The following is a 20,926-nucleotide window of genomic DNA, read 5'->3' on the forward strand; positions in this document are numbered from 1 at the left end:
AGAGGAAGAGATGAGATGAAAAATATTTTACTGATTGGAGTAGGAAGATTTGGGAGACATATTGCCATGCATCTGAATCAGCTTGGACATCAGGTGATGGCGGTAGACCGAAATGAGGAACGGATCGACGCCGTGATGCCGTATGTGACAAATGCACAGATCGGTGACAGTGTCAATGCAGACTTTCTGCGATCCCTTGGTGTTGGAAATTATGATGTCTGTATTGTGACGATCGGAAGCAGCTTTCAGGATTCGCTGGAAACCGCGTGTCTTTTGAAGGAGCTGGGCGCAAAATGGGTCGTGTCCCGGGCAGAACGGGATGTACAGGAAAAATTCCTGTTGCGGAACGGAGCGGATCAGGTTGTTTATCCGGAAAAACAGATGGCAAAATGGACAGCGATTCGTTACAGCTCGGATCATGTGTTTGACTATATTGAAATTGACAGTCAGTATGCGATTTTTGAGGTTGAAATCCCGGAGAACTGGATTGGAAAAAATGTCGGCCAGCTGGATATCCGGAAAAAATACGGTATTAATATTCTGGCAACAAGAAAATATGGAAAAACAGATGTTGCGGTATCTCCGGAGACAGTTCTGGATGGCGATGCTACCATATTGGTTCTTGGTGAATATAAAGCGATCCAGAAATGTTTTCGGATCTGAAAGAGAGGTGATTTCTGTGTTAAGTGTAGGACTGCTCTTCGTTACCCTGGTCGGTTTTTTGTCTGGAGGTGTGCTCGTGGATCAGATAGAGACATTTTTCACGGAAAACAGAAGAGAGGAACCGGAAACGGGACAAAATTTCACGGAAAACAGAAAACAAGAACAGGAAACGGGAGAAAAAAAGATTTCCTGACTATAGCTTTCTCTTCATTTATGATCTACAATAGGAGGTGGGGTGAGACAGTTGGAAAAAGAAAAACAAAAAAAAGAGCATATCCTGGTGTGTCTGTCCTCTTCGCCATCCAATGAAAAAATTATTCGGACTGCGGCGCAGATGGCGCAGGCGTTTCAGGCCGGATTTACGGCATTGTATGTGCAGACAGCAGAAAAAACAGAAAAAACACCGGAGGATCTGGCAAGGCTGCAGAAGCATGTTCGTCTGGCAGAGCAGAGCGGGGCAGAAATTGTAACGACACACAGTGAGGATATTGCCCTGCAGATTGCAGAATACGCAAGAATTTCCGAGGTGACGCGGATTGTCATTGGAAAGAGCATGACGAAGCAGGGCTATTTCCATCAGCGAAGGGTGTGGACCGAGCGTCTGACGGATCTTGTGCCTGATCTGGAAATTCACATCATTCCAGACTCAGACGTGTACCGGAGATATCAGAAACGAAAAAATTTTCCGGAGTGGATGGAGCTGCCTTCCTGGAAAGAACTGATGCTTACGGTTCTGATTCTGGCTGCTACGACCGGAATTGGAGAAATCTTTTTTCGGCTCGGTTTTACCGATGCCAATATCATTACCGTATATTTGTTTGGCGTCATGCTGACATCTATTCTGACCAGCGGTTATACCTGTAGTGTAATCAGTTCTGTGGCAAGTGTTATCCTGTTTAATTATTTTATGACAGAGCCAAGGCTTTCGTTGTATGCGTATGGTTCCGGCTATCCGGTGACCTTTGCGATTATGCTTGGCACTTCAATCCTGACCGGTACGCTTGCTTCAAAATTGAAAGAAAATGCAAAGCTTTCTGCACGAGATGCCTTTCGAACCAAGATTCTTTTTAATACCAGCCAGCTTCTGCAAAAGGCAGATGATGCGTCGGAAATTTTTGATATTACGGCAACGCAGCTGATAAAGCTTCTGGGAAGAAATCTGGTTGTGGCGCCGGTAGAAAAAAAGAAAAACGGCATTGTGCAGGGAACTCTTTATAACGCCGAAACAGGAATAAAATCAGAAAAAGTTTTTAATGAGAAAGAACAGGAAATCCTGCAGTGGGTTCTGAAAAACCGGAAACGGGCGGGAGCCATGACAGAACGTTTTTCTGAAGAACCGTATCTGTACCTTTCCATCTATGCGGCACAGAACAGATATGGTGTGATCGGCATTTTCATCGGACAAAAGCTACTGGATGCGTTTGAGAACAGTATCCTGCTTTCTATTCTGGGAGAGTGCGCCATGGCACTGGATCGGGAACAAAGTGCGAGAGAAAAAGAAGAGGCGGCAGTCATGGCGAAAAATGAGCAGCTTCGGGTGAATCTGCTGCGGACGATTTCCCATGATCTGCGCACACCACTGACATCAATTCTCGGCAATGCAGACTCTTTGATCAGTAACTTTGACGCACTGGACGAAGGGATGCGGAAACAGATTTTTTCGGATATTTATGAGGATGCCGGATGGCTGATTGAACTGGTGGAAAATCTGCTTGCGCTTACGAAAATAGAAGATGGAAGTGTAAAACTGCAGTTATCTGATCAGGTGGTTGAGGATGTAGTACGTGAGGCGCTGCGCCATGTAGAACGGCGGAAAAACGAACATAAAATTACGGTGGACTGCGGGGAAGATGTACTGCTCGCCCGCATGGATGCAAAGCTGATTGTACAGGTATTGGTAAACCTGATCAACAATGCAGTAAAATATACACAGGCAGGATCCAAGATCCGGATTACAGCCGGAAAAGAAGAAAAAAACGTATGGATTGCGGTGGAGGATAATGGACCCGGCATTCCGGCGGAGTGCAGGGAGCATGTATTTGAAATGTTCTATTCCGGAAAAAATAAGGTGAGTGACAGCCGCAGAAGCCTTGGCCTTGGGCTGGCGCTGTGCCGTTCCATTGTAAATGCGCATGGCGGGGAACTGGTGCTTCGTGACTGCGCTCCGCACGGTTGCCATTTTCGTTTTACGCTGCCGCTCAGTGAGGTGAATTTAAATGAATAAGACATTGATACTGGTCGTGGAAGACGATACGCCGGTCCACAACCTGATTACGACAACACTGAAAACACACGATTATAAATAACCACATTGGGGTCAGACCCCATTACTGTTTAGAAATTTTGTTCTTGTTTTGGCAATTCTGACACTGCAGACTGTACTGAATGACAATATCAAAACGGCAGAAGATGTTGAAACTTATCTGGGTCTTAACACCCTGGTCGTTGTTCCGGATTTTGGAAGCAAAAAGAAATCCAGAAGACGAAGAAAAGACTGAACATAAACACAGAAAATTAAAAAGGAGCATCTCCGGTTTCGAACTTGAAACCTGGAGATGCTCCTTTTTCGTATGCTGCAGAATGAAAAATTATTCTCCCGCCACCGTCACATCCCGCAGCAGTACCGCACACGGTACCACGCGGTTGTTGAGCTGCTGTGTCTCTTTCGAGAAAGTCAGATTTTTCAGCACATCGTCATAACGGGCGGAAAGTGATCCGCTGGTTGTCGGATGGGAGGTGGTTCCGTCGCTCTCATATGCGAGACGGATCTCACCGCCGCAGGTGCCGCTTACGGCATCCATATCAAACGCACTGAAATCGGTGATTTCTATATGCGGAATGCTGCGCAGCTCGTCGAGTGTTTTCGAACCGCCTTCAACTACCATGTTATTCATGGAAGTAGTATCCTTCATGTCGATATAATGGGCATGCTGAAGGCTGCCCCAGTAGGAGCGGCAGATGCCGTTTTCAAACAGAACGCGCTCGGCTACCGGCATACCGGTTTCGTCGTATGGCGCGTTTTTGGCAGAGCCGTCGAGCGTCGGCACGAGGCGGATATTCAGCGGATCGGCATCTGCGCCGGTGATGGCTTCGCCGATTTTTGTTTTTGCAACGCCCATATACTGATAAGAAGCGTTGGTATGCATAGCAAAATACTGGAAGAAGCTGCCGACGGCGTCTCCGCTTAAGAGAACATCGGCGTGCTCGTTCTGCCGGGTCGGAACAGCATTCAGACGCTGGCGGCCGGTGTGGAACATTCCGCGCACTTCGGCGATGATCTTCTCGGCAGATTTGTCGGAGAAGCGGAGATCCCTGTAGATCTCAATCTCATGATCATCCTTGCGGGAGTTTGTGACAACCTCGATCTCACAGTCAAAGCCGGAGAATGTGACATCGACACCGCGGGAATTGCGGATGCGTGTCTGCTTCTGATTGACAAAAATCTCATAGGAGTTTACGCGGGAATCCTCTTCCGATTTGATTTCCTGCATGGCCTGCACCAGTTTTACGAGTTCAGAGGTAAGATCGCGGGAGGCATCAGGCATTCCATCATTTGCCGGTGCATCCGATGGCTCTGCAATCGGGTACCATGGGTTCTGCACGAACTGTGCAGCGAACAGCGCCTGGTCAATTTCCTGCTGCATTTCTTCGCGGGAAATGCCCTGGTGGATTTCTTTTTCTGCGCTTCCGCGGAATTTCCCATCCTCACTGTCGAAAAAGACAGTCAGAAACGTGTGCGTTACTTTTTTCGCGCGGCTCATGTCGAGCTTCTGACCGATGAAAAATGCCTCGCGGGATTCGGTCTGCTCTTCGCGGATCAGAAAGTCGCTGGCTTTGCTTGTTTTTAATACATCGTATAATTCGTTCATCAGCCTAACCTCACTTTACATTTCAGATACGGGCCGCCATCGCTGACTTTGACCCATTCTTTGTGACCTTTTCCGCACATGCCGGAGCCGAAGAGCTCTTCTTTGTCGGAAACCATGGAGATGCTCTTTAAGAGATCCGGAACGTAGCCGGTCAGGGTGACAGGAGATACGACTTTTCCGGTCAGCTTACCGTCTTTGATCTCGCGGCCGAGTCCGACCATGCACTGGATGCCCCAGTGTTTCGGGTCTTCCATACCGGACTGAACGCTTTCGAGAAGATAGCCGTGCTCAATCGAAGCGATCATATCATCGAGTTTGTCTGTGCCTGCGGTGAAGTAGGTGTTGGTCATACGGGAGTAGACTTTGCGCTCGAAGCTCTCGCGTTTTCCGTTTCCGGTCGGCGTGGTGCCGAGGCGGAGTGCGCTTACGAGATCGCTGATGCCGGTAACGAGTGTACCGTGGTCGATGACTGTGGTGTCGGTGCCGAGCGTTCCCTCATCATCAAAAAGATAACTGCTGACCTGCTGTGCGCCGACTGCTCCGTCGTGCATGGAGGAGAGCTGGGAGGCAACAGGCTTGCCGATATACTCTTTGGCGAGTGCACGGTCTTTGACAAACATATCCATCTCGACACCGTGGCCGAATGCCTCGTGTGCAATCACGCCGGTGACATCCGGTGCGGTGATGACATCGTACATGCCAGGGGTGACCGGATCGGAGTGGAGCTTGTCGTACAGAACGGCGATGATTTCCTCAACAATCGCATCCATCTCATTTAAGATTTCCACGCCTTTCAGGCCGGAGCAGGAACGGTACGACATATTCTGTTTTCCGTTTTCTGTGCCGATTGCGGAAAGGGAGCCCTCCGAGAAAGCGTAGGACTGCATCAGATCCTTTTTGGAGGAGAGGAACAGCTTGTTGACACGGGCAAAGCTGACGGTACTCTGGAATTCCAGAATTCCTTCATGGGCAGCGCCGGCGTCGCAGAGCTTCCGAAGGTGGGAGAGAATCTCCTCTGCGGAGACGGTCTCCGGGTCAATCTCGATTTCGTTCTGCATCGTTTTGGTGATGGCTTCTTCCTGCACGAGAGGAGACTCCATCTGCGCAATGCCGAGTGCCTTTAATGCCTGAAATTCGGATTTCAGCGCGGAAGTAATTTCCTCCGCAAGATCTGCGGCATCGGTGAGGTTGTTGAAGGAATATTCGGTGTAGGAACCGTCCTGCCATGCACGGACAACGAAGCCGCGTTCACAGAAGTGATAATCGCCGACGGTGGTCTGATGCATGCTGACGCGGTAGGTCGTGCCTTTGACATCGGTGCAGAGCACGCTGACATAATCGAATTCGCGCTCGAGCAGACGGATCAGTTCCTGAATCTGTGGTTTGATTTCCACAAGATAGGATGACATTGGAACCTGCATAAGTCTGGTGTCCTTTCTGGAGCCTGCCGGAGTGTTCGATAGAGAACCTGCGCCGGGGCTCAAAATAATAGAATCCGGAAAAAATAGTTTCGAAAAAATCCCGAACATAGTTTCATTATAGAAGTGGGAAATGGAAAAAGCAATAAAAAAAGGTTGACAAAATGAATTTTGATGATATACTTTGAATATCAAAACATTTGAAAAGAAAAATGTTTGAGAATGAAATAAGCAAGAGGACAGTAAGGTGAAAAACGGCAGAATTGCGGGAACCGGTTCTTACGTACCGGAGACGATATGGAAAAATGAAGATCTGGAAAAGATGGTGGAGACGAGCGATGCCTGGATCCGGGAGCGGACAGGAATCGGTGCGCGCCACATAGCCGGGGAGGAGACGGTTGCCCAAATGGCAGTAAAGGCGGCGAGAAGAGCGCTGGAAAATGCCGGGATCTGTTCGACAGAACTGGATCTGATTCTCGTCGGAACCTCCTCGTCGGAGAGCATCTTTCCGAATACCGCCTGTCTTGTGCAGGATGAGATCGGAGCTTTCCGTGCCGCCTGTCTCGATGTCAGCGCCGCCTGCACCGGATTTCTTGCGGTGTATGAGCTGGGCCAGATGTATATCCGGAGCGGCAAGGCAAAAAACGTGCTGCTGATCGGCGCGGATGCCCTGAGCCGCCTGGTGGACTGGAGTGACCGCGGAACCTGCATTTTGTTCGGGGACGGCGCGGGAGCCGTTGTGCTGACGGCGGAGGAGCAGGAGACAAAAGCGTGCGAAAAGATCCATTCCGATGGAGAAAAAGGCGTGTCGCTGACCTGCGAAAAGGGAACGTATCTGCAGATGGACGGCCGTGCCGTGTTCCAGTTTGCCTTATCCCGCGTGCCGGAAGTCATCCGCGAGGTGCTCGCGGAAGCCGAGGTGCCGGTCGAGGAGATTGATGCGTTTATCCTTCATCAGGCAAACAGCCGCATCATCGACGGCGTGGCAAAACGACTGAAGGCGCCGAAAGAAAAATTTCCGCGGAATATCGAAGCATACGGCAATACGTGTGCGGCGAGCATTCCGATTCTGCTGGATGAGTGGAACCGGTCCGGCAGAGCCCAAAAAGGACAGAGAATCGTTCTCTCCGGTTTCGGAGCAGGACTGATCTGGGGCGCGGCGTACCTGGAATGGTAAGAAACGCCCATATAAAATAAGAAGAATAAGAAAAAAAGTGAGGACAAAAACATGTTAGAAAAAGTAAAAGAAACCGTAGCAGAAGCACTGGGAGCAGACATCGATACTATCACAGCGGAGACTTCCTTCAAAGAGGATCTCGGAGCAGATTCCCTGGATCTGTTTGAAATGGTCATGTCCCTCGAGGACACCTGCGGCGTGGAAATCCCGACCGAGGATCTGGAAACGATGGTAACTGTCGGTGATGTTGCAGAGTATCTGGAGCAGCACAAAAACTAAGAAAGATCGGGAAGCAGGAGGAAGCGATTCATGATCACAGAAGTGACAAAATTACTCGGGATTCAGTATCCAGTCATTCAGGGCGGCATGGCCTGGGTGGCGGAGCATCATCTGGCAGCGGCAGTTTCCGAGGCCGGCGGCCTTGGCCTCATCGGAGCATCGGCGGCACCGGCAGAGTGGGTTCGGAATGAAATCCGCGAAGCAAAAAAACTGACGGACAAACCGTTCGGCGTCAACATCATGCTGATGAGCCCGTATGCGGATGAGGTGGCAAAAGTGGTTGCCGAGGAAGGCGTAAAAGTCGTTACGACGGGCGCAGGAAATCCGGAGAAATATATGGAACTGTGGAAAAACGCTGGTATCCGCGTCATCCCGGTGGTCGCTTCCGTGGCTCTTGCAAGACGAATGGAGCGCGCAGGCGCAGATGCCGTTGTGGCAGAAGGATGTGAGTCCGGCGGCCATATCGGCGAGACGACAACGATGGCACTCGTTCCGCAGGTGGCAGATGCCGTAAAAATTCCAGTCATTGCGGCCGGTGGAATTGCGGACGGACGCGGCATGGCAGCAGCCTTTATGCTGGGTGCCGAGGCGGTTCAGATGGGAACGCGTTTTGTCGCTTCGAAAGAGGCCGTTGTGCATGAAAATTACAAGCAGCTGGTGATCAAGGCGAAAGATATTGATACCCGCGTGACAGGCCGCACAACCGGTCATCCGGTGCGGGCGATCCGAAATGAGATGACACGCCATTATCTGGAACTGGAAAAAGAGGGAGCTCCGTTCGAAGAGCTGGAAAAACTGACGCTCGGCGGTCTTCGAAGAGCCGTTGTGGACGGCGATGTCAAAACCGGAAGCGTGATGTCCGGTCAGATTGCAGGTATGGTAAAAGACGAGAAAAGCTGCAAAGAAATCATAGAGCAGATGATGAATGAGATGGAAGAACTTCTGAAAGGAGCACCGGCGCGGTTATGAGTAAAACAGCATTTATGTTTCCGGGACAGGGTTCCCAGTGTGTCGGCATGGGCGCGGATTTTTATGAAGCATGTCCGAAAGCGAGAACCGTCTACGATATGGCATCCGAGCTGATCGGGATTGATATGAAAAAACTCTGTTTTGAGGAAAATGAACATCTGGATCAGACAGAGTTTACCCAGATTGCACTGCTGACAACCGGAATGGCGATGGAGCAGTCCATCCGGGCGTGCGGCCTTACGCCGGATGTGACAGCGGGCCTCAGCCTTGGCGAGTACAACGCGATTGTGTCCGCCGGCGGTATGGAAATGGCGGATGCGATGAAGGTCGTCCGCAGAAGAGGCATCCTGATGGAGGAGGCCGTTCCGGCAGGCGAGGGCGCGATGGCGGCGGTGCTCGGCATGGAAGATGCAAAAATCGAAGAGATTTTGAGCGGGATTTCCGGCGCCTACATTGCCAATTACAACTGCCCGGGTCAGATTGTCATCACTGGATATGAGGCGGCAGTGGCAGAGGCTTCGGAAAAGTTAAAAGAAGCAGGCGCAAAGCGGGTACTTCCGCTGAACGTAAGCGGCCCGTTCCATTCCCCGATGATGGAAGCTGCGTCCCAGGGGCTGACCGAAGCGCTCGAGGGCGTCGGTTTTATGGAGTTGAAGATTCCGTATGTGACGAATGTAACCGGCCAGTATGTGCGTGATACTGCACTGACGCGCGGCCTTCTGATCCAGCAGGTGGCATCCGGTGTGCGGTGGCAGCAGAGCATCGAGGCAATGATTGCGGACGGCGTTGATACCTTCGTGGAGATCGGACCGGGAAGAACACTGACCGGCTTTTTAAGAAAAATCAACCGGGATGTAAAAGGTTACAATATCCGCACCTATGAGGAAATGCATCAGGTGTGCGAAACTTTATTATAGATAGTGGATTATGCAGCAGGAGAATGAGATGTTAAGTGGAAAAACAGCAGTAGTAACGGGCGCATCCCGCGGAATCGGGCGTGCGATTGCAGAAAAACTGGCGGCGGAGGGAGCCTTTGTTGTCATCAATTACAATGGTTCGAAAGAGGCGGCCGAAACCGTGCTTGCGGGAATCCGCGCGGCAGGAGGAGACGGCTGTGTGATGCAGTGCAATGTATCGGATTTTGCGGCGTGTGAAGCGTGGATGAAGGAAATTCTTGCTTTGTATGGGAAAATCGATATTCTGGTCAACAACGCGGGCATCACAAAGGACGGCCTTCTGATGGGCATGTCGGAGGAAGCCTTCGATCGTGTCATTGAGACAAACCTCAAGGGAACGTTCAACTGCATCCGCTTTGCGGCACGGCCGATGATCCGTCAGAAGAGCGGCTGCATCATCAACATGGCTTCTGTGGTCGGCGTGGCAGGAAACGCAGGACAGGCAAATTATGCGGCATCGAAAGCAGGTGTGATCGGCCTGACGAAAACAGCGGCACGGGAACTGGCATCCCGCGGCATCCGCGTCAATGCGATTGCGCCGGGCTTTATTGAGACCGATATGACGGAGGTTCTTTCGGATAAAGTGAAAGAAGCATCCGTATCCCAGATTCCGCTCGGCCATTTCGGAAAGCCGGAGGATGTGGCAAACCTGGCTGCATTTCTGGCATCTGAAGCGGCAGCTTACATCACCGGACAGGTGATTCACTGCGACGGCGGCATGGTGATCTAAGAAAAGGAGAGTTGGAATGAAGAGAAGAGTAGTCATCACAGGGCTGGGTGCGGTAACCCCGATTGGAAATACCGTGGAGGAATTCTGGAACGGCGTCCGCAAGGGAGCCTGCGGAATCGGAACGATTACGAAATTTGATACAGCAGAATATAAAGTACATCTGGCAGGCGAGGTCAAAGGCTTCGTGGCAAAAGAACGCATGGATTTCAAGGCGGCAAGACGAATGGGAACTTTCTCCCAGTATGCCGTTGCGGCAGCAAAAGAAGCGTTTGCAGATGCCGGCATTTCCATGGAGAATGAAGATCCGTTCCGCGTCGGCGTTCTGGTGGGCTCCGGCGTCGGTGATCTGAATGCATGCGAGCAGGCGAAAGCCAAAATTGATGCCGGAAATCAGTCCCGCGTCAACCCGTTTACCGTTCCGGTGATGATTGCGAACATGGCGGCGGGAAATGTTGCGATTGCACTCGGCGCGAAAGGAAAATGTACCAGCGTGGTAACGGCGTGTGCGACAGGAACGCACTGCATTGGCGATGCCTTCCGCGCAATTCAGTACAACGACGCGGACATCTGCGTGGCAGGTGGTGCGGAGAGTGCAATTACGCCGGTCGGCGTGGCAGGCTTTTCGGCACTGACCGCACTTTCCGAGTCGGAAGATCCGCTGCGGGCTTCGATTCCATTTGATAAAGACCGGAACGGTTTCGTCATGGGCGAGGGCGCCGGCATTCTCGTACTTGAGGAGCTGGAGCACGCGAAACAGCGCGGCGCGAAGATCTATGCAGAGGTAGTCGGATACGGCGCAACCTGCGACGCGTACCACATTACTTCTCCATTGGAAGATGGAAGCGGTGCGGCACGTGCGATGGAGCTTGCGATGGAAGAAGCGGGAGTAAAACCGGAAGAAGTTACTTATATTAATGCACACGGAACGTCCACACATCACAACGATCTGTTTGAAACGCGTGCGATCCGGAAAGCCTTCGGTGATGCGGCAGACCATGTGCTGGTCAACTCGACGAAATCGATGGTCGGTCATCTGCTCGGCGCGGCAGGCGGTGTGGAAGCTGTTGTCTGTGCGAAATCCATTCAGGACGGCTTCGTGCATCAGACGATTGGAACAAAGGAAGCAGATGCGGAATGCGATCTGAATTACTGCATCGGCGCTCCGGTGGAAACCGATGTGAAACTGGCAATGAGCAATTCCCTTGGTTTTGGCGGCCACAATGCGGTGCTGCTGTTTCAGAAATATGAATAAAGCGGCATCGTGTTCCGGTGCAGAAAGGAAAATAAGATGGAATTAGATCAGATTTTACAGTTGATTGATAAAGTTTCGGATTCTTCGCTGACCGCGTTTGATTACGAGGCTGATGGGATCAAGATTGCCATGGAGCATGGAAAAGCAGCTCCGGTGCAGGTGCAGATGAGCGGGGTTCCATCCGGTGCCGGTCTGCAGATGGCAGAGATGATGGGCGGAGCAAATGGCGTGACAGCGAAAGAAGCAGCCATGCCGGAGAGAAAAGAAACGGCAGGAAAAAGTACAGCGGCTGAGGATCACAGCGAAGCAGAAGAAGGCGTTTTTGTGACATCCCCGCTGGTCGGAACGTTTTATACAGCTCCGGCAGAGGATGCCGAGCCGTTTGTGAAGGTCGGCGACACCGTGAAAAAGGGACAGGTTGTAGCGATTGTGGAGGCCATGAAGCTGATGAATGAGATTGAGAGCGAAGTGGACGGCGTGATTGCGGAGGTTCTGGTGAAAAACGGCGAGATGGTTGATTACGGAAAACCGCTGTTCCGGGTAAAAGCGTAAAGCCGGGACGAGAAAGGAAGCAGCGAATGAACAGTTTGACAACGAAACAGATTCAGGAGATTATTCCACACAGACATCCGTTTCTGCTGGTGGATTACATAGAAGATTTTGAGCCGGGCGAATTCGGCATTGGGTATAAATGTGTGACGTACCGCGAGGATTTTTTTGCGGGTCATTTTCCGCAGGAGCCGGTGATGCCGGGCGTGCTGATTATCGAGGCGCTGGCGCAGGTCGGTGCGGTTGCGATTCTTTCTCTTGACGAGAATAAGGGAAAAATTGCATTTTTCGGCGGCATCAACAAGTGCCGCTTTAAGGGAAAAGTGAAACCGGGAGACAAGCTTCGTCTGGAGACGAAAATTATCCGCCACAAGGGACCGATGGGCGTCGGGGAAGCGGTTGCTTCGGTCGACGGCAAGGTGGTCGCGCAGGCGGAACTGACCTTTATGGTGGGGGCAGCACAATGATTCGAAAAGTTTTGATTGCAAACCGTGGGGAGATCGCGGTCCGGATTATCCGGGCATGCCGTGAGATGGGAATTCTCACGGTTGCTGTTTATTCGGAGGCGGACCGGGAGGCACTGCATGCGCAGCTCGCGGATGAGGCGGTGTGCATCGGGCCGGCGCCGTCGAAGGACAGTTATTTAAATATGGAACGTATTTTGAGTGCGGCGCTTGTGACGGGGGCGGATGCGATTCATCCGGGATTTGGATTCCTGTCGGAGAACAGCACGTTTGCGCGGAGATGCCAGGAGTGCCACATTACGTGGATTGGTCCATCTCCTGAGGTGATGGATCGGCTGGGTAATAAGTCTGAGGCACGAAATACGATGCAGGCAGCCGGTGTGCCGGTGATTCCGGGGACGAAGGAACCTGTTTTTGACTGGGAGACGGGTCTTTCTGAGGCCGACCGGATTGGTTTTCCGGTGATGATTAAGGCGGCGCTTGGAGGCGGCGGCAAGGGTATGCGCATGGCGGAGACGCGCGGGGAGTTCCAGAGTGCGTTTCAGACGGCGCAGAAGGAGGCTAAAAGTTCGTTTGCGGACGAGACGATGTATGTGGAGCGGCTGATTCGTCATCCGCGTCATGTGGAGTTTCAGATTATGGCGGACTCGTTCGGGAATGTGATTCATCTTGGGGAGCGGGACTGCTCGATTCAGAGGAATCATCAGAAGATGATTGAGGAGTCGCCTTGTGTGGCGATTGATGACACGCTGCGGGAGCGGATGGGCTCGGCGGCGGTCCGGGCGGCGAAGGCGGCGCATTATGCGAATGCGGGGACGATTGAGTTTCTGCTGGAGCCGGACGGGAATTTTTATTTTATGGAGATGAATACGCGGATTCAGGTGGAGCATCCGGTGACGGAGTGGGTCACGGGGGTGGATCTGATTCAGGAACAGCTTCGGGTGGCTTCGGGGATGCCGCTGTCGGTGACGCAGGGGGAGGTCCGGCTTTCGGGGCATGCGATTGAGTGCAGGATTAATGCGGAGAATCCGGCGAAGAATTTCAGGCCTTGTCCGGGGAAGATTACGGAGATGCATCTGCCTGGGGGATTTGGAGTACGGGTGGATACAGCGGCGTATGACGGGTATGTGATTCCGGCGTTTTATGATTCGATGCTGGCGAAATTGATTGTGCATGGGAGGACGCGTGAGGAGGCGATTGCGCGGATGAGGAGTGCGCTGGGGGAAGTCGTCATCGAGGGAGTCGACACTAACGTTGATTATTTGTATTCTATTTTAAATGAAGAGGAGTATCTGGCCGGGAGGGCGGATATTGAGTTTGTGGAGCGGTTGACGGAGAGATTGTGAGAGACGGACGCCGCCCGGCAGTACAGCAGAGGGGGACGGCGCGGTTTCAGAGGAAAGAAACACTAAGGTCTCCAGCATTTGCTAAAACCATTTTCAAAAATCCAAAACTCGCTGTCGCTCAGACAGTTGGATTTTTGAAAATAACGCAAATTCTGGAAGCCTAAGTGTTTCTATAGCAATCCCCGAAAATAATGCAAAAAATTCAGCACCGCAGAGCGTGAATTACTGCGTCACAGATTTTCGTCGTACCCCGGGACGCCTTCAAATCTGTTCCTTGCAATTCGCGCTCTGCAGCACTGCCTTTTTTGCATTATTTTCGGGTCTTGCTATAGTTCCTCCTGCAAATGCGCCGTCCCCCTCTGCTGTACTGCCGGGCGGCTGAGATCAGACACACGACTGGGAGAGTGTGGTCAGCGACACCGCAGGGCGGTGCGGCTGGGATGACAGGAGTGAGCGGTGAAGAGAGAATGAATGCCTCGATGGGTGAGGTGTGAGGTTGGAAGATTGTTATGGTGACAATAGAGTGAAAGTGTTATGACGTAAGGAGTGATGGTGGTATGATGCTGGGTAAGTATTTTAAGAAGACGGTGTTTCGGAAGGAGCACACGGCGGATGGGGTGGTGCCGGAGGCGCCGCAGGGGATTTTGAAGAAGTGTAATGCTTGTAAGGGGGCTATTTTTACGGAGGATGTGAAGAGGAATCTTTATATTTGTCCGAAGTGTGGGAATTATTTTCGGGTGCATGCGTATCGGAGGATTGAGTTTCTTCTGGATGATGGGAGTTTTGAGGAATGGGATCAGGGGATGACGGCGGGGAATCCGCTGGGGTTTCCGGGGTATGAAGAGAAGGTGAGGACTCTGCAGGAGAGAACAGGACTTACGGAGGCTGTTGTGACTGGTAAGGGACGGATCAACGGGATGGAGACGGTGATCGGGGTCTGTGATGGCAGGTTTATGATGGCCAGTATGGGTGAGGCTGTTGGGGAGAAGATTACGCGGGCGGTGGAGAGGGCGACGAAGCTTTCGCTGCCGGTGATTTTGTTTGCGTGCTCGGGAGGGGCGCGGATGCAGGAGGGGATTGTTTCTCTGATGCAGATGGCGAAGACGTCGGCGGCGCTGAAAAGACACAGTGATGCGGGGCTTTTGTATGTGAGTGTGCTGACGGACCCGACGACGGGCGGCGTGACAGCAAGCTGGGCGATGCTGGGGGACATTATTCTGGCGGAGCCGCATGCGCTGATCGGGTTTGCGGGACCGAGGGTTATTGAGCAGACAATAGGACAGAAACTGCCGAAAGGATTCCAGCGGGCGGAGTTTCTGGTGGAGCATGGGTTTGTGGATCGGATTCTGCCAAGAGAAGAGGCGAAAGAGGTGCTGTCGGAGATTCTGCGGATGCATGGGAAAGATATCGAAGTTTCCTCGGAAGTGCTGACTTTGGGGGATGGAGACGTGAAGCGGTCTTTGGCAGCACCAGAAACGGGAGAGAAAACATCGGCTTGGGACTGTGTGCAGAAAGCGCGGAAAAAGGACCGACCGGTGGGAGAAGATTATATTCGGGAGCTGTTTCCTGATTTTATTGAGTTTCATGGTGATCGACTGTATGGCGATGATGCGGCGATCATCGGCGGTATTGCATCGTTTGACGGCACACCGGTCACGGTCATCGCCGAGGCGAAAGGCGCGGATACGAAAGAAAACATCCGCCGCAATTTCGGCATGCCGTCCCCGGAGGGCTACCGCAAAGCCCTGCGTCTGATGAAACAGGCCGAAAAATTCCACAGGCCTGTTATCTGTCTCGTAGACACCCCAGGCGCCTTCTGCGGAATGGAAGCCGAAGAACGCGGCCAGGGCGAGGCGATTGCGCGGAACCTGTATGAAATGTCAGCGTTAAAAACGCCGGTTCTTTCTATTGTCATTTCAGAAGGCGGCAGCGGCGGTGCACTGGCACTCGCCGTGGCGGATGAAGTGTGGATGATGCAGAATGCCATCTACTCCATCCTGTCGCCGGAGGGATTTGCAAGCATCCTGTGGAAAGACGGCAAACGCGCGCTGGAGGCCGCCGAGGTGATGAAGCTGACGGCGGGGGATTTGAAGGAACTGGGAATTGTAGAAGAGATTGTGGAAGAGCCGGGGGAGTTTACGGTGGACACAATGCCAGTGGTGTGTGAAGAATTGAGAGGCAAAATTCTGAGATTCCTGGAAAAGTATGAGAAGATGGATGGGGAAGAACTGGTAGAGGAGAGGTATCGGAGATTTCGGGATATGTGAAAAGAAGATTTTGACATATTCTGAAATGCATGATATTATGATATTGAAAAGAGTGCTACCGATAGACGGTTAGTCCATATTTATTGGTTTATGTAAAAATAGTCGCCAAAGTTTGCAGGACTGGGCGGCTATTTTTGTGATTTCGCAGTATCTTTGCCGAAGTTGTATCCAAGGCTAAAGCAGGTTAAGCCGAAACTTACAACTGCTATGAAGTCGATAATACTCATGGCTTAGCCCTCCTTTCCAAGGAATTCCCATATAAAGGGTTTCTATGTAATCGGAGAGTCACAGTCCCTCCGTAGAAGGACTAACCGCCTACCGTTATGGCAGCACCCGTATATTGAGTATAACATCAATGGATTGACGGATGAACTGAAGGCGCAGCGTCGCCCTCCGTGAGGGCGTGAGTTGAAATGATGCGTCCCCACACAACCGGCCCGATTCCTTTGTCGCCCTCCGTGAGTTGAATCTTCAAACATTGGCGGAATTATTTAGAGTATGATGTATCACACTTCGTGAGTTGAAATAACAGCAGTTATTCTGCAAGCAGAGGAGCGTTCTCTCAGGAGTGAAATGTGTTTGACATGAAAGTTAAATAATGTTAATCTATAACTAGCGTAAGCGACAACTAACCGCTCATGTATTCGCAAGAACCATGAGCGGCTATTTTTCTATTTTAATATTCGGTGAGAAAGGAGGAAAATTGTGAAGAGTCCATTTAAAATATTTTGGATCGTACTCGGCTTTCTGTGCCTGGGATTTGGCACCATCGGCATTGTGCTTCCGATTCTGCCGACAGTTCCATTCTATATGGCGACCCTGTTCTGCTTTGCGAAAAGTTCGGAACGGCTGCACAGCTGGTTTATTGGAACTCAATTATATAAGAAGCATCTCGACAGCTTCGTACAGCATCGGGCGATGACGGTAGGAACGAAATGTAAAATCATCGGGATGGTAACGGTTGTGATGGCGATCGGCTTTTTTGCTATGAAGAATGTGCCGATTGGAAGAATCTGTATTGCTGTGGTATGGATGTGCCATATTTTGTATTTCTTCCTGCGGGTCAAAACCGTAAAAATAGAAGATCATATCCTAGGAGAAACAAAATGAACAAAGTAGAAAAAAAGCGGCAGAAAGAACAGTACGTCGTGGAAGAGATGATCCGCCTGTACTGCCGGAAGAACCATGGAAAAGAGGGGCATGCATCCGGCGGAATGTGTCCGGAATGTCAGAAATTAGCGGACTATGCAAAACAGCGGAGCCAGAAATGTCCCTTCATGGAACAGAAAACATTCTGCGCAAACTGCAAAGTACACTGCTACAAGCCGGAAATGCGGGAAAAGATCCGCGCCGTTATGCGGTTTTCGGGGCCGAGGATGCTGCTGTATCATCCGATTTTAGCTATCTGGCATTTAATCTGCAGCATGAGAGAGAAGCGAAAAGCAAAAGCATAAAAGAGAGGTACTTATGATTAAAACAAGACTGGTGGGGCTGCTGTCCCACGCGAAAAAGTATATCGTGTACACGATTCTGTGGCAGTGGGCGGCGCTTCTGTCGCAGGTGATCGCGGTATTTACGGTCGCCGATCTGCTGGAACGGGTCGTGTATGGTGCGGTAACGGCAGCGGCTGTGAAACGGACGATTTTTACACTGGCAATTGTTGTTGTGATCCGCTTTTTCTGCGAGCGGATGGGCGCGCGGTCGTCGTATCTTGCGTGTGTGGATGTGAAACGGATTCTGCGTGAGAAAATTTATGAAAAAATGCTGAAGATCGGTGCATCGTACAGCGAGCAGGTGTCTTCCTCAGAGGTCGTACAGGTGTCCACCGAAGGTGTGGAGCAGCTCGAAACATACTTTGGAAAGTATCTGCCGCAGCTGTTTTACAGCCTGCTCGCACCGCTCACGCTGTTCGCCATCCTCTGCCGGGTGAGCTTGAAAGCGAGCATGGTCCTTCTGATCTGCGTGCCGCTGATCCCAGTTTCGATCGTAGTGGTACAGAAGATTGCGAAGAAGCTGCTGAACAAATATTGGAGTATTTACACAGGGCTCGGCGATTCGTTCCTTGAAAATCTGCAAGGCCTGACGACCTTAAAAATCTATCAGGCCGACCAGCAGAAAGCCGACGAGATGGATGTGGAATCCCAGAACTTCCGCCGGATCACGATGAAAGTTCTGACGATGCAGCTCAACTCAACGAGCGTGATGGACATCGTAGCATACGGCGGCGCGGCGGTTGGCATGGCGGTGGCGGTATCGGAATTTCTGAAAGGAAACCTCACCGTGTCCGGAACGCTCTGCATTGTGCTGCTGGCGAGTGAGTTTTTCCTGCCGCTGCGTCTGCTCGGATCGTTCTTCCACATCGCGATGAACGGCATGGCGGCGAGTGACAAGATTTTCAAAATCCTTGATCTGCCGGAGCCGCAGGCGGGAGAACGGACGCTGCCGGACGGACCGCTGGATGTTGTGTTGGAGGATGTGCATTTTTCCTATGAAGAAGACCGGGAAATCTTAAAAGGCATTGACCTTACACTCCCGGCGGGCAGTTTTGTATCGCTGGTCGGCGAATCCGGCTGCGGAAAGAGTACGATTGCGGGTATCCTTGCGGCAAAGAACCGTGGATATACAGGGCGCATCACCCTGGGCGGTGTGCCGCTCTCGGAAGTCGCTGAGACGGATCTGATGAAGCACGTTGTTCTGGTCCGCCACAACAGTTACTTATTTAAAGGAACCGTAGAAGAGAACCTGCGCATGGCGAAACCGGATGCGACGAAGGAGGAGATGGAGGCGGTTCTGCAGAAAGTCAATCTGCTGGGATTCTTACAGACACAGAACGGACTGCAGACAGGGCTTCTCGAAAAAGCAGGAAACCTCTCCGGCGGCCAGTGCCAGCGTCTTGTGATTGCGCGGGCGCTGCTTCGGAGCGACAGTGCGGTGTATATCTTTGATGAAGCCGCATCGAATATTGATGTCGAGAGTGAAGAGCTGATCATGAATGTGATTCATGAACTCGCAAAGACGAAAACGGTATTGCTGATTTCCCACCGCCTTGCGAACGTCGTACAGTCAGATCAGATTTATTTCCTGAAAAACGGTACCATCTGCGAGCGTGGAACGCATGCGGAACTGATGGAACAGAACGGCGCATACCGTCATCTGTACGACAGCCAGATGGTACTGGAAAACTATGGAAAGGAGGGGAATGCATGATGAACGAGAAGAAAAATACAGCAAAACGCAGAAGCGCCCTCCGGATTATGGGAAGCCTGATCGGGCTGGTGAAGCCATTGCTTCATATTATGATGGCGGCAATTATTCTTGGAACAATGGGATATTTATGTGCGATCTTCCTGACGATTCTGGCAGGACAGGTCATCGTGCATGGCTTACTGACGGGCGCGGCAGGGACGAGCCTTTCGGTGCAAAACATGTGGCTTGTACATACCCCGGTAAAAACGATACTCACGGTGATGATCGTGATCGCGGTGCTGCGCGGCATTCTGCATTATGCGGAGCAGTACTGCAACCACTTTATTGCTTTTAAACTGCTGGCGATCATCCGCCATAAAGTGTTTGCAGCTTTGCGGAAGCTCTGCCCGGCGAAGCTGGAAGGACGGGACAAAGGAAATCTGATTTCGATTATCACAACCGATATCGAACTTCTGGAAGTATTCTATGCGCATACGATTTCCCCGATTGCGATTGCAGCATTAACTTCTCTGATTATGGTATGCTTCATTGGAAGATACCATGTTCTGGCAGGGCTGCTTGCACTTGCGGCGTATCTGACGGTCGGCGTTGTGATCCCGATGTGGAACGGAAAGCGCGGAAGCCAGAAAGGAATGGAGTTCCGGACAGGCTTTGGCGAGCTGAACAGCTTCGTGCTGGATTCCCTGCGTGGCCTCGACGAGACGATTCAGTACGGACAGGGCGAAAAACGGAAAGAGCAGATGTCAGGGCGGTCGAAAGAACTGGCTTCTGTGCAGGAAAACTTAAGCCGCATGGAAGGCTCCCAGCGGTCTGTCACCAACATGGTGATTCTTCTGGCATCGTTCGGCATGCTGGCACTGACGATCTATCTTTACACGAAAGGCGGGATCGGATTTGAGGGAGTCCTGACCTGCACAGTCGCGATGATGGGTTCCTTCGGCCCGGTCGTGGCGCTGTCCAGCCTGTCGAATAACCTGAATCAGACGCTGGCAAGCGGCGAGCGTGTGCTTTCCCTTCTCGAGGAAGCGCCGCTGGTGGAGGAAATTCCGGGAGATGCGGCATCCGGCGGTGACCACGCATTTGCAGGAGCCGAGGCGCAGAATGTAACGTTTGCCTACGAAGACGAGACGATTCTGGATCAGTATTCGCTGAAACTGGAACCGGGAAAAATCACCGGCATCCACGGCGCGAGCGGTTCCGGAAAATCGACGATCTTAAAACTTCTGATGCGCTTCTGGGATGTCCAGACGGGGCGCGTTTCCGTGGACGGAGCCGATGTCCGCAAAATCCCGACAAAGCATCTGCGCGATATGGAAAGCTATGTGACGCAGGAGACACACCTGTTCCACGATTCGATTGCGAACAATATCGCTATTGCAAAACCCGGCGCGACGCGGGAAGAAATTATGGAGGCGGCGAAGAAGGTGTCCATACATGATTTCATCATGACACTGCCAAACGGCTACGACACCGAAGTCGGAGAACTCGGCGATACGCTGTCCGGCGGAGAAAAACAGCGGATCGGTATCGCGCGGGCATTCCTGCATGACGCATCCATGATCCTGCTGGACGAGCCGACATCGAATCTTGATTCCTTAAATGAAGGAATTATTCTGAAATCCCTGAAAGAATCGGCAGAAGAGAAAACCATTGTGCTCGTATCGCACAGAGTGTCCACGATGAACGTCGCGGATGTGGTATATGAAATGGAAAATGGCCGGATTTCCTGATTTTACAGCACTTGACAGAGAAAAGACGATGTGCTACACTAACAGTCGTT

Annotated in this window: 18 protein-coding genes and 1 pseudogene; 17 read left to right on the forward strand and 2 right to left on the reverse strand. The window is 51.7% G+C overall.

The features are described 5' to 3' along the window. Positions 1 to 15 precede the first annotated feature (15 nt). From DWX00_RS08865 to DWX00_RS20560, 3 genes and pseudogenes are all read left to right on the forward strand, one after another. Positions 16 to 663 (forward strand): potassium channel family protein, encoded by a 648-nt coding sequence (locus DWX00_RS08865; protein WP_022462603.1) that lies wholly within the window; start codon positions 16 to 18, stop codon positions 661 to 663. A 235-nt stretch (positions 664 to 898) separates the two neighbouring features. Next, a complete protein-coding gene (locus DWX00_RS08870; protein ID WP_118595068.1) occupies positions 899 to 2,887 on the forward strand; it encodes a DUF4118 domain-containing protein in 1,989 nt (662 codons plus the stop codon). After that, positions 2,880 to 2,966: pseudogene (locus DWX00_RS20560) on the forward strand (DNA-binding response regulator); the annotation flags it as partial. The gene DWX00_RS08870 and the pseudogene DWX00_RS20560, both read left to right, overlap by 8 nt. Positions 2,967 to 3,251: 285 nt before the next feature. On the opposite strand, the gene DWX00_RS08880 reads toward DWX00_RS20560, so the two are convergent. Continuing rightward, entirely contained in the window at positions 3,252 to 4,532 is a 1,281-nt protein-coding gene (locus tag DWX00_RS08880) for a metallopeptidase TldD-related protein (protein ID WP_118595069.1), read from the reverse strand. Continuing rightward, entirely contained in the window at positions 4,532 to 5,953 is a 1,422-nt protein-coding gene (locus DWX00_RS08885; RefSeq protein ID WP_118595070.1) for a TldD/PmbA family protein, read from the reverse strand. Before DWX00_RS08885 ends, DWX00_RS08880 begins: the two co-directional genes overlap by 1 nt. A gap of 244 nt (positions 5,954 to 6,197) precedes the next feature. Here DWX00_RS08885 and DWX00_RS08890 point away from each other — a divergent pair, with 244 nt between their 5' ends. The 14 genes from DWX00_RS08890 (at position 6,198) to DWX00_RS08955 (ending at position 20,876) form a co-directional block, all read left to right on the forward strand. Then, positions 6,198 to 7,127: a beta-ketoacyl-ACP synthase III gene (locus DWX00_RS08890; protein ID WP_118595071.1), complete on the forward strand. Its 930-nt coding sequence runs from the start codon at positions 6,198 to 6,200 to the stop codon at positions 7,125 to 7,127. 51 nt (positions 7,128 to 7,178) lie between these two features. Next, positions 7,179 to 7,406 (forward strand): acyl carrier protein, encoded by a 228-nt coding sequence (gene acpP, locus DWX00_RS08895; RefSeq protein ID WP_022462597.1) that lies wholly within the window; start codon positions 7,179 to 7,181, stop codon positions 7,404 to 7,406. A 30-nt stretch (positions 7,407 to 7,436) separates the two neighbouring features. Next, positions 7,437 to 8,375 carry an enoyl-[acyl-carrier-protein] reductase FabK gene (gene fabK, locus DWX00_RS08900; protein ID WP_022462596.1) on the forward strand — a complete coding sequence of 313 codons (939 nt, stop codon included), beginning with the start codon at positions 7,437 to 7,439 and terminating at the stop codon, positions 8,373 to 8,375. Further along, positions 8,372 to 9,292 (forward strand): ACP S-malonyltransferase, encoded by a 921-nt coding sequence (gene fabD / locus DWX00_RS08905; RefSeq protein ID WP_118595072.1) that lies wholly within the window; start codon positions 8,372 to 8,374, stop codon positions 9,290 to 9,292. The genes fabK and fabD overlap by 4 nt, the downstream gene beginning before the upstream one ends. Before the next feature lie 28 nt (positions 9,293 to 9,320). Continuing rightward, positions 9,321 to 10,061, forward strand: coding sequence for a 3-oxoacyl-[acyl-carrier-protein] reductase (gene fabG / locus DWX00_RS08910; RefSeq protein WP_022462594.1), 741 nt, complete (start codon positions 9,321 to 9,323; stop codon positions 10,059 to 10,061). A gap of 16 nt (positions 10,062 to 10,077) precedes the next feature. Next, complete coding sequence (gene fabF / locus DWX00_RS08915; RefSeq protein ID WP_118595073.1) at positions 10,078 to 11,313, forward strand: beta-ketoacyl-ACP synthase II; 1,236 nt, start codon at positions 10,078 to 10,080, stop codon at positions 11,311 to 11,313. A 36-nt stretch (positions 11,314 to 11,349) separates the two neighbouring features. After that, a complete protein-coding gene (accB, locus tag DWX00_RS08920; RefSeq protein ID WP_055218562.1) occupies positions 11,350 to 11,865 on the forward strand; it encodes an acetyl-CoA carboxylase biotin carboxyl carrier protein in 516 nt (171 codons plus the stop codon). A gap of 26 nt (positions 11,866 to 11,891) precedes the next feature. Beyond that, the gene (gene fabZ, locus DWX00_RS08925; protein WP_022462591.1) at positions 11,892 to 12,329 is read left to right on the forward strand and encodes a 3-hydroxyacyl-ACP dehydratase FabZ; all 438 of its coding nucleotides are present in this window, start codon (positions 11,892 to 11,894) and stop codon (positions 12,327 to 12,329) included. Continuing rightward, positions 12,326 to 13,672, forward strand: a complete 1,347-nt coding sequence (locus DWX00_RS08930; protein ID WP_117801507.1) for an acetyl-CoA carboxylase biotin carboxylase subunit — start codon at positions 12,326 to 12,328, stop codon at positions 13,670 to 13,672. The genes fabZ and DWX00_RS08930 overlap by 4 nt, the downstream gene beginning before the upstream one ends. 557 nt (positions 13,673 to 14,229) lie before the next feature. Beyond that, complete coding sequence (locus DWX00_RS08935; protein ID WP_118595074.1) at positions 14,230 to 15,939, forward strand: acetyl-CoA carboxylase carboxyltransferase subunit alpha; 1,710 nt, start codon at positions 14,230 to 14,232, stop codon at positions 15,937 to 15,939. A 705-nt stretch (positions 15,940 to 16,644) separates the two neighbouring features. Beyond that, on the forward strand, positions 16,645 to 17,049 hold the full coding sequence (locus DWX00_RS08940; protein ID WP_118595075.1) for a YbaN family protein: 405 nt from the start codon (positions 16,645 to 16,647) through the stop codon (positions 17,047 to 17,049). Further along, positions 17,046 to 17,393 (forward strand): nitrous oxide-stimulated promoter family protein, encoded by a 348-nt coding sequence (locus tag DWX00_RS08945; protein ID WP_022462170.1) that lies wholly within the window; start codon positions 17,046 to 17,048, stop codon positions 17,391 to 17,393. Before DWX00_RS08940 ends, DWX00_RS08945 begins: the two co-directional genes overlap by 4 nt. Before the next feature lie 13 nt (positions 17,394 to 17,406). Further along, on the forward strand, positions 17,407 to 19,146 hold the full coding sequence (locus DWX00_RS08950) for an ABC transporter ATP-binding protein/permease (RefSeq protein ID WP_118595076.1): 1,740 nt from the start codon (positions 17,407 to 17,409) through the stop codon (positions 19,144 to 19,146). Then, positions 19,146 to 20,876 carry an amino acid ABC transporter ATP-binding/permease protein gene (locus DWX00_RS08955; RefSeq protein WP_118595123.1) on the forward strand — a complete coding sequence of 577 codons (1,731 nt, stop codon included), beginning with the start codon at positions 19,146 to 19,148 and terminating at the stop codon, positions 20,874 to 20,876. The genes DWX00_RS08950 and DWX00_RS08955 overlap by 1 nt, the downstream gene beginning before the upstream one ends. Positions 20,877 to 20,926: the final 50 nt, after the last annotated feature.

The organism is Blautia sp. AF17-9LB (assembly GCF_003479185.1).
Lineage (GTDB): Bacteria > Bacillota > Clostridia > Lachnospirales > Lachnospiraceae > Fusicatenibacter > Fusicatenibacter saccharivorans.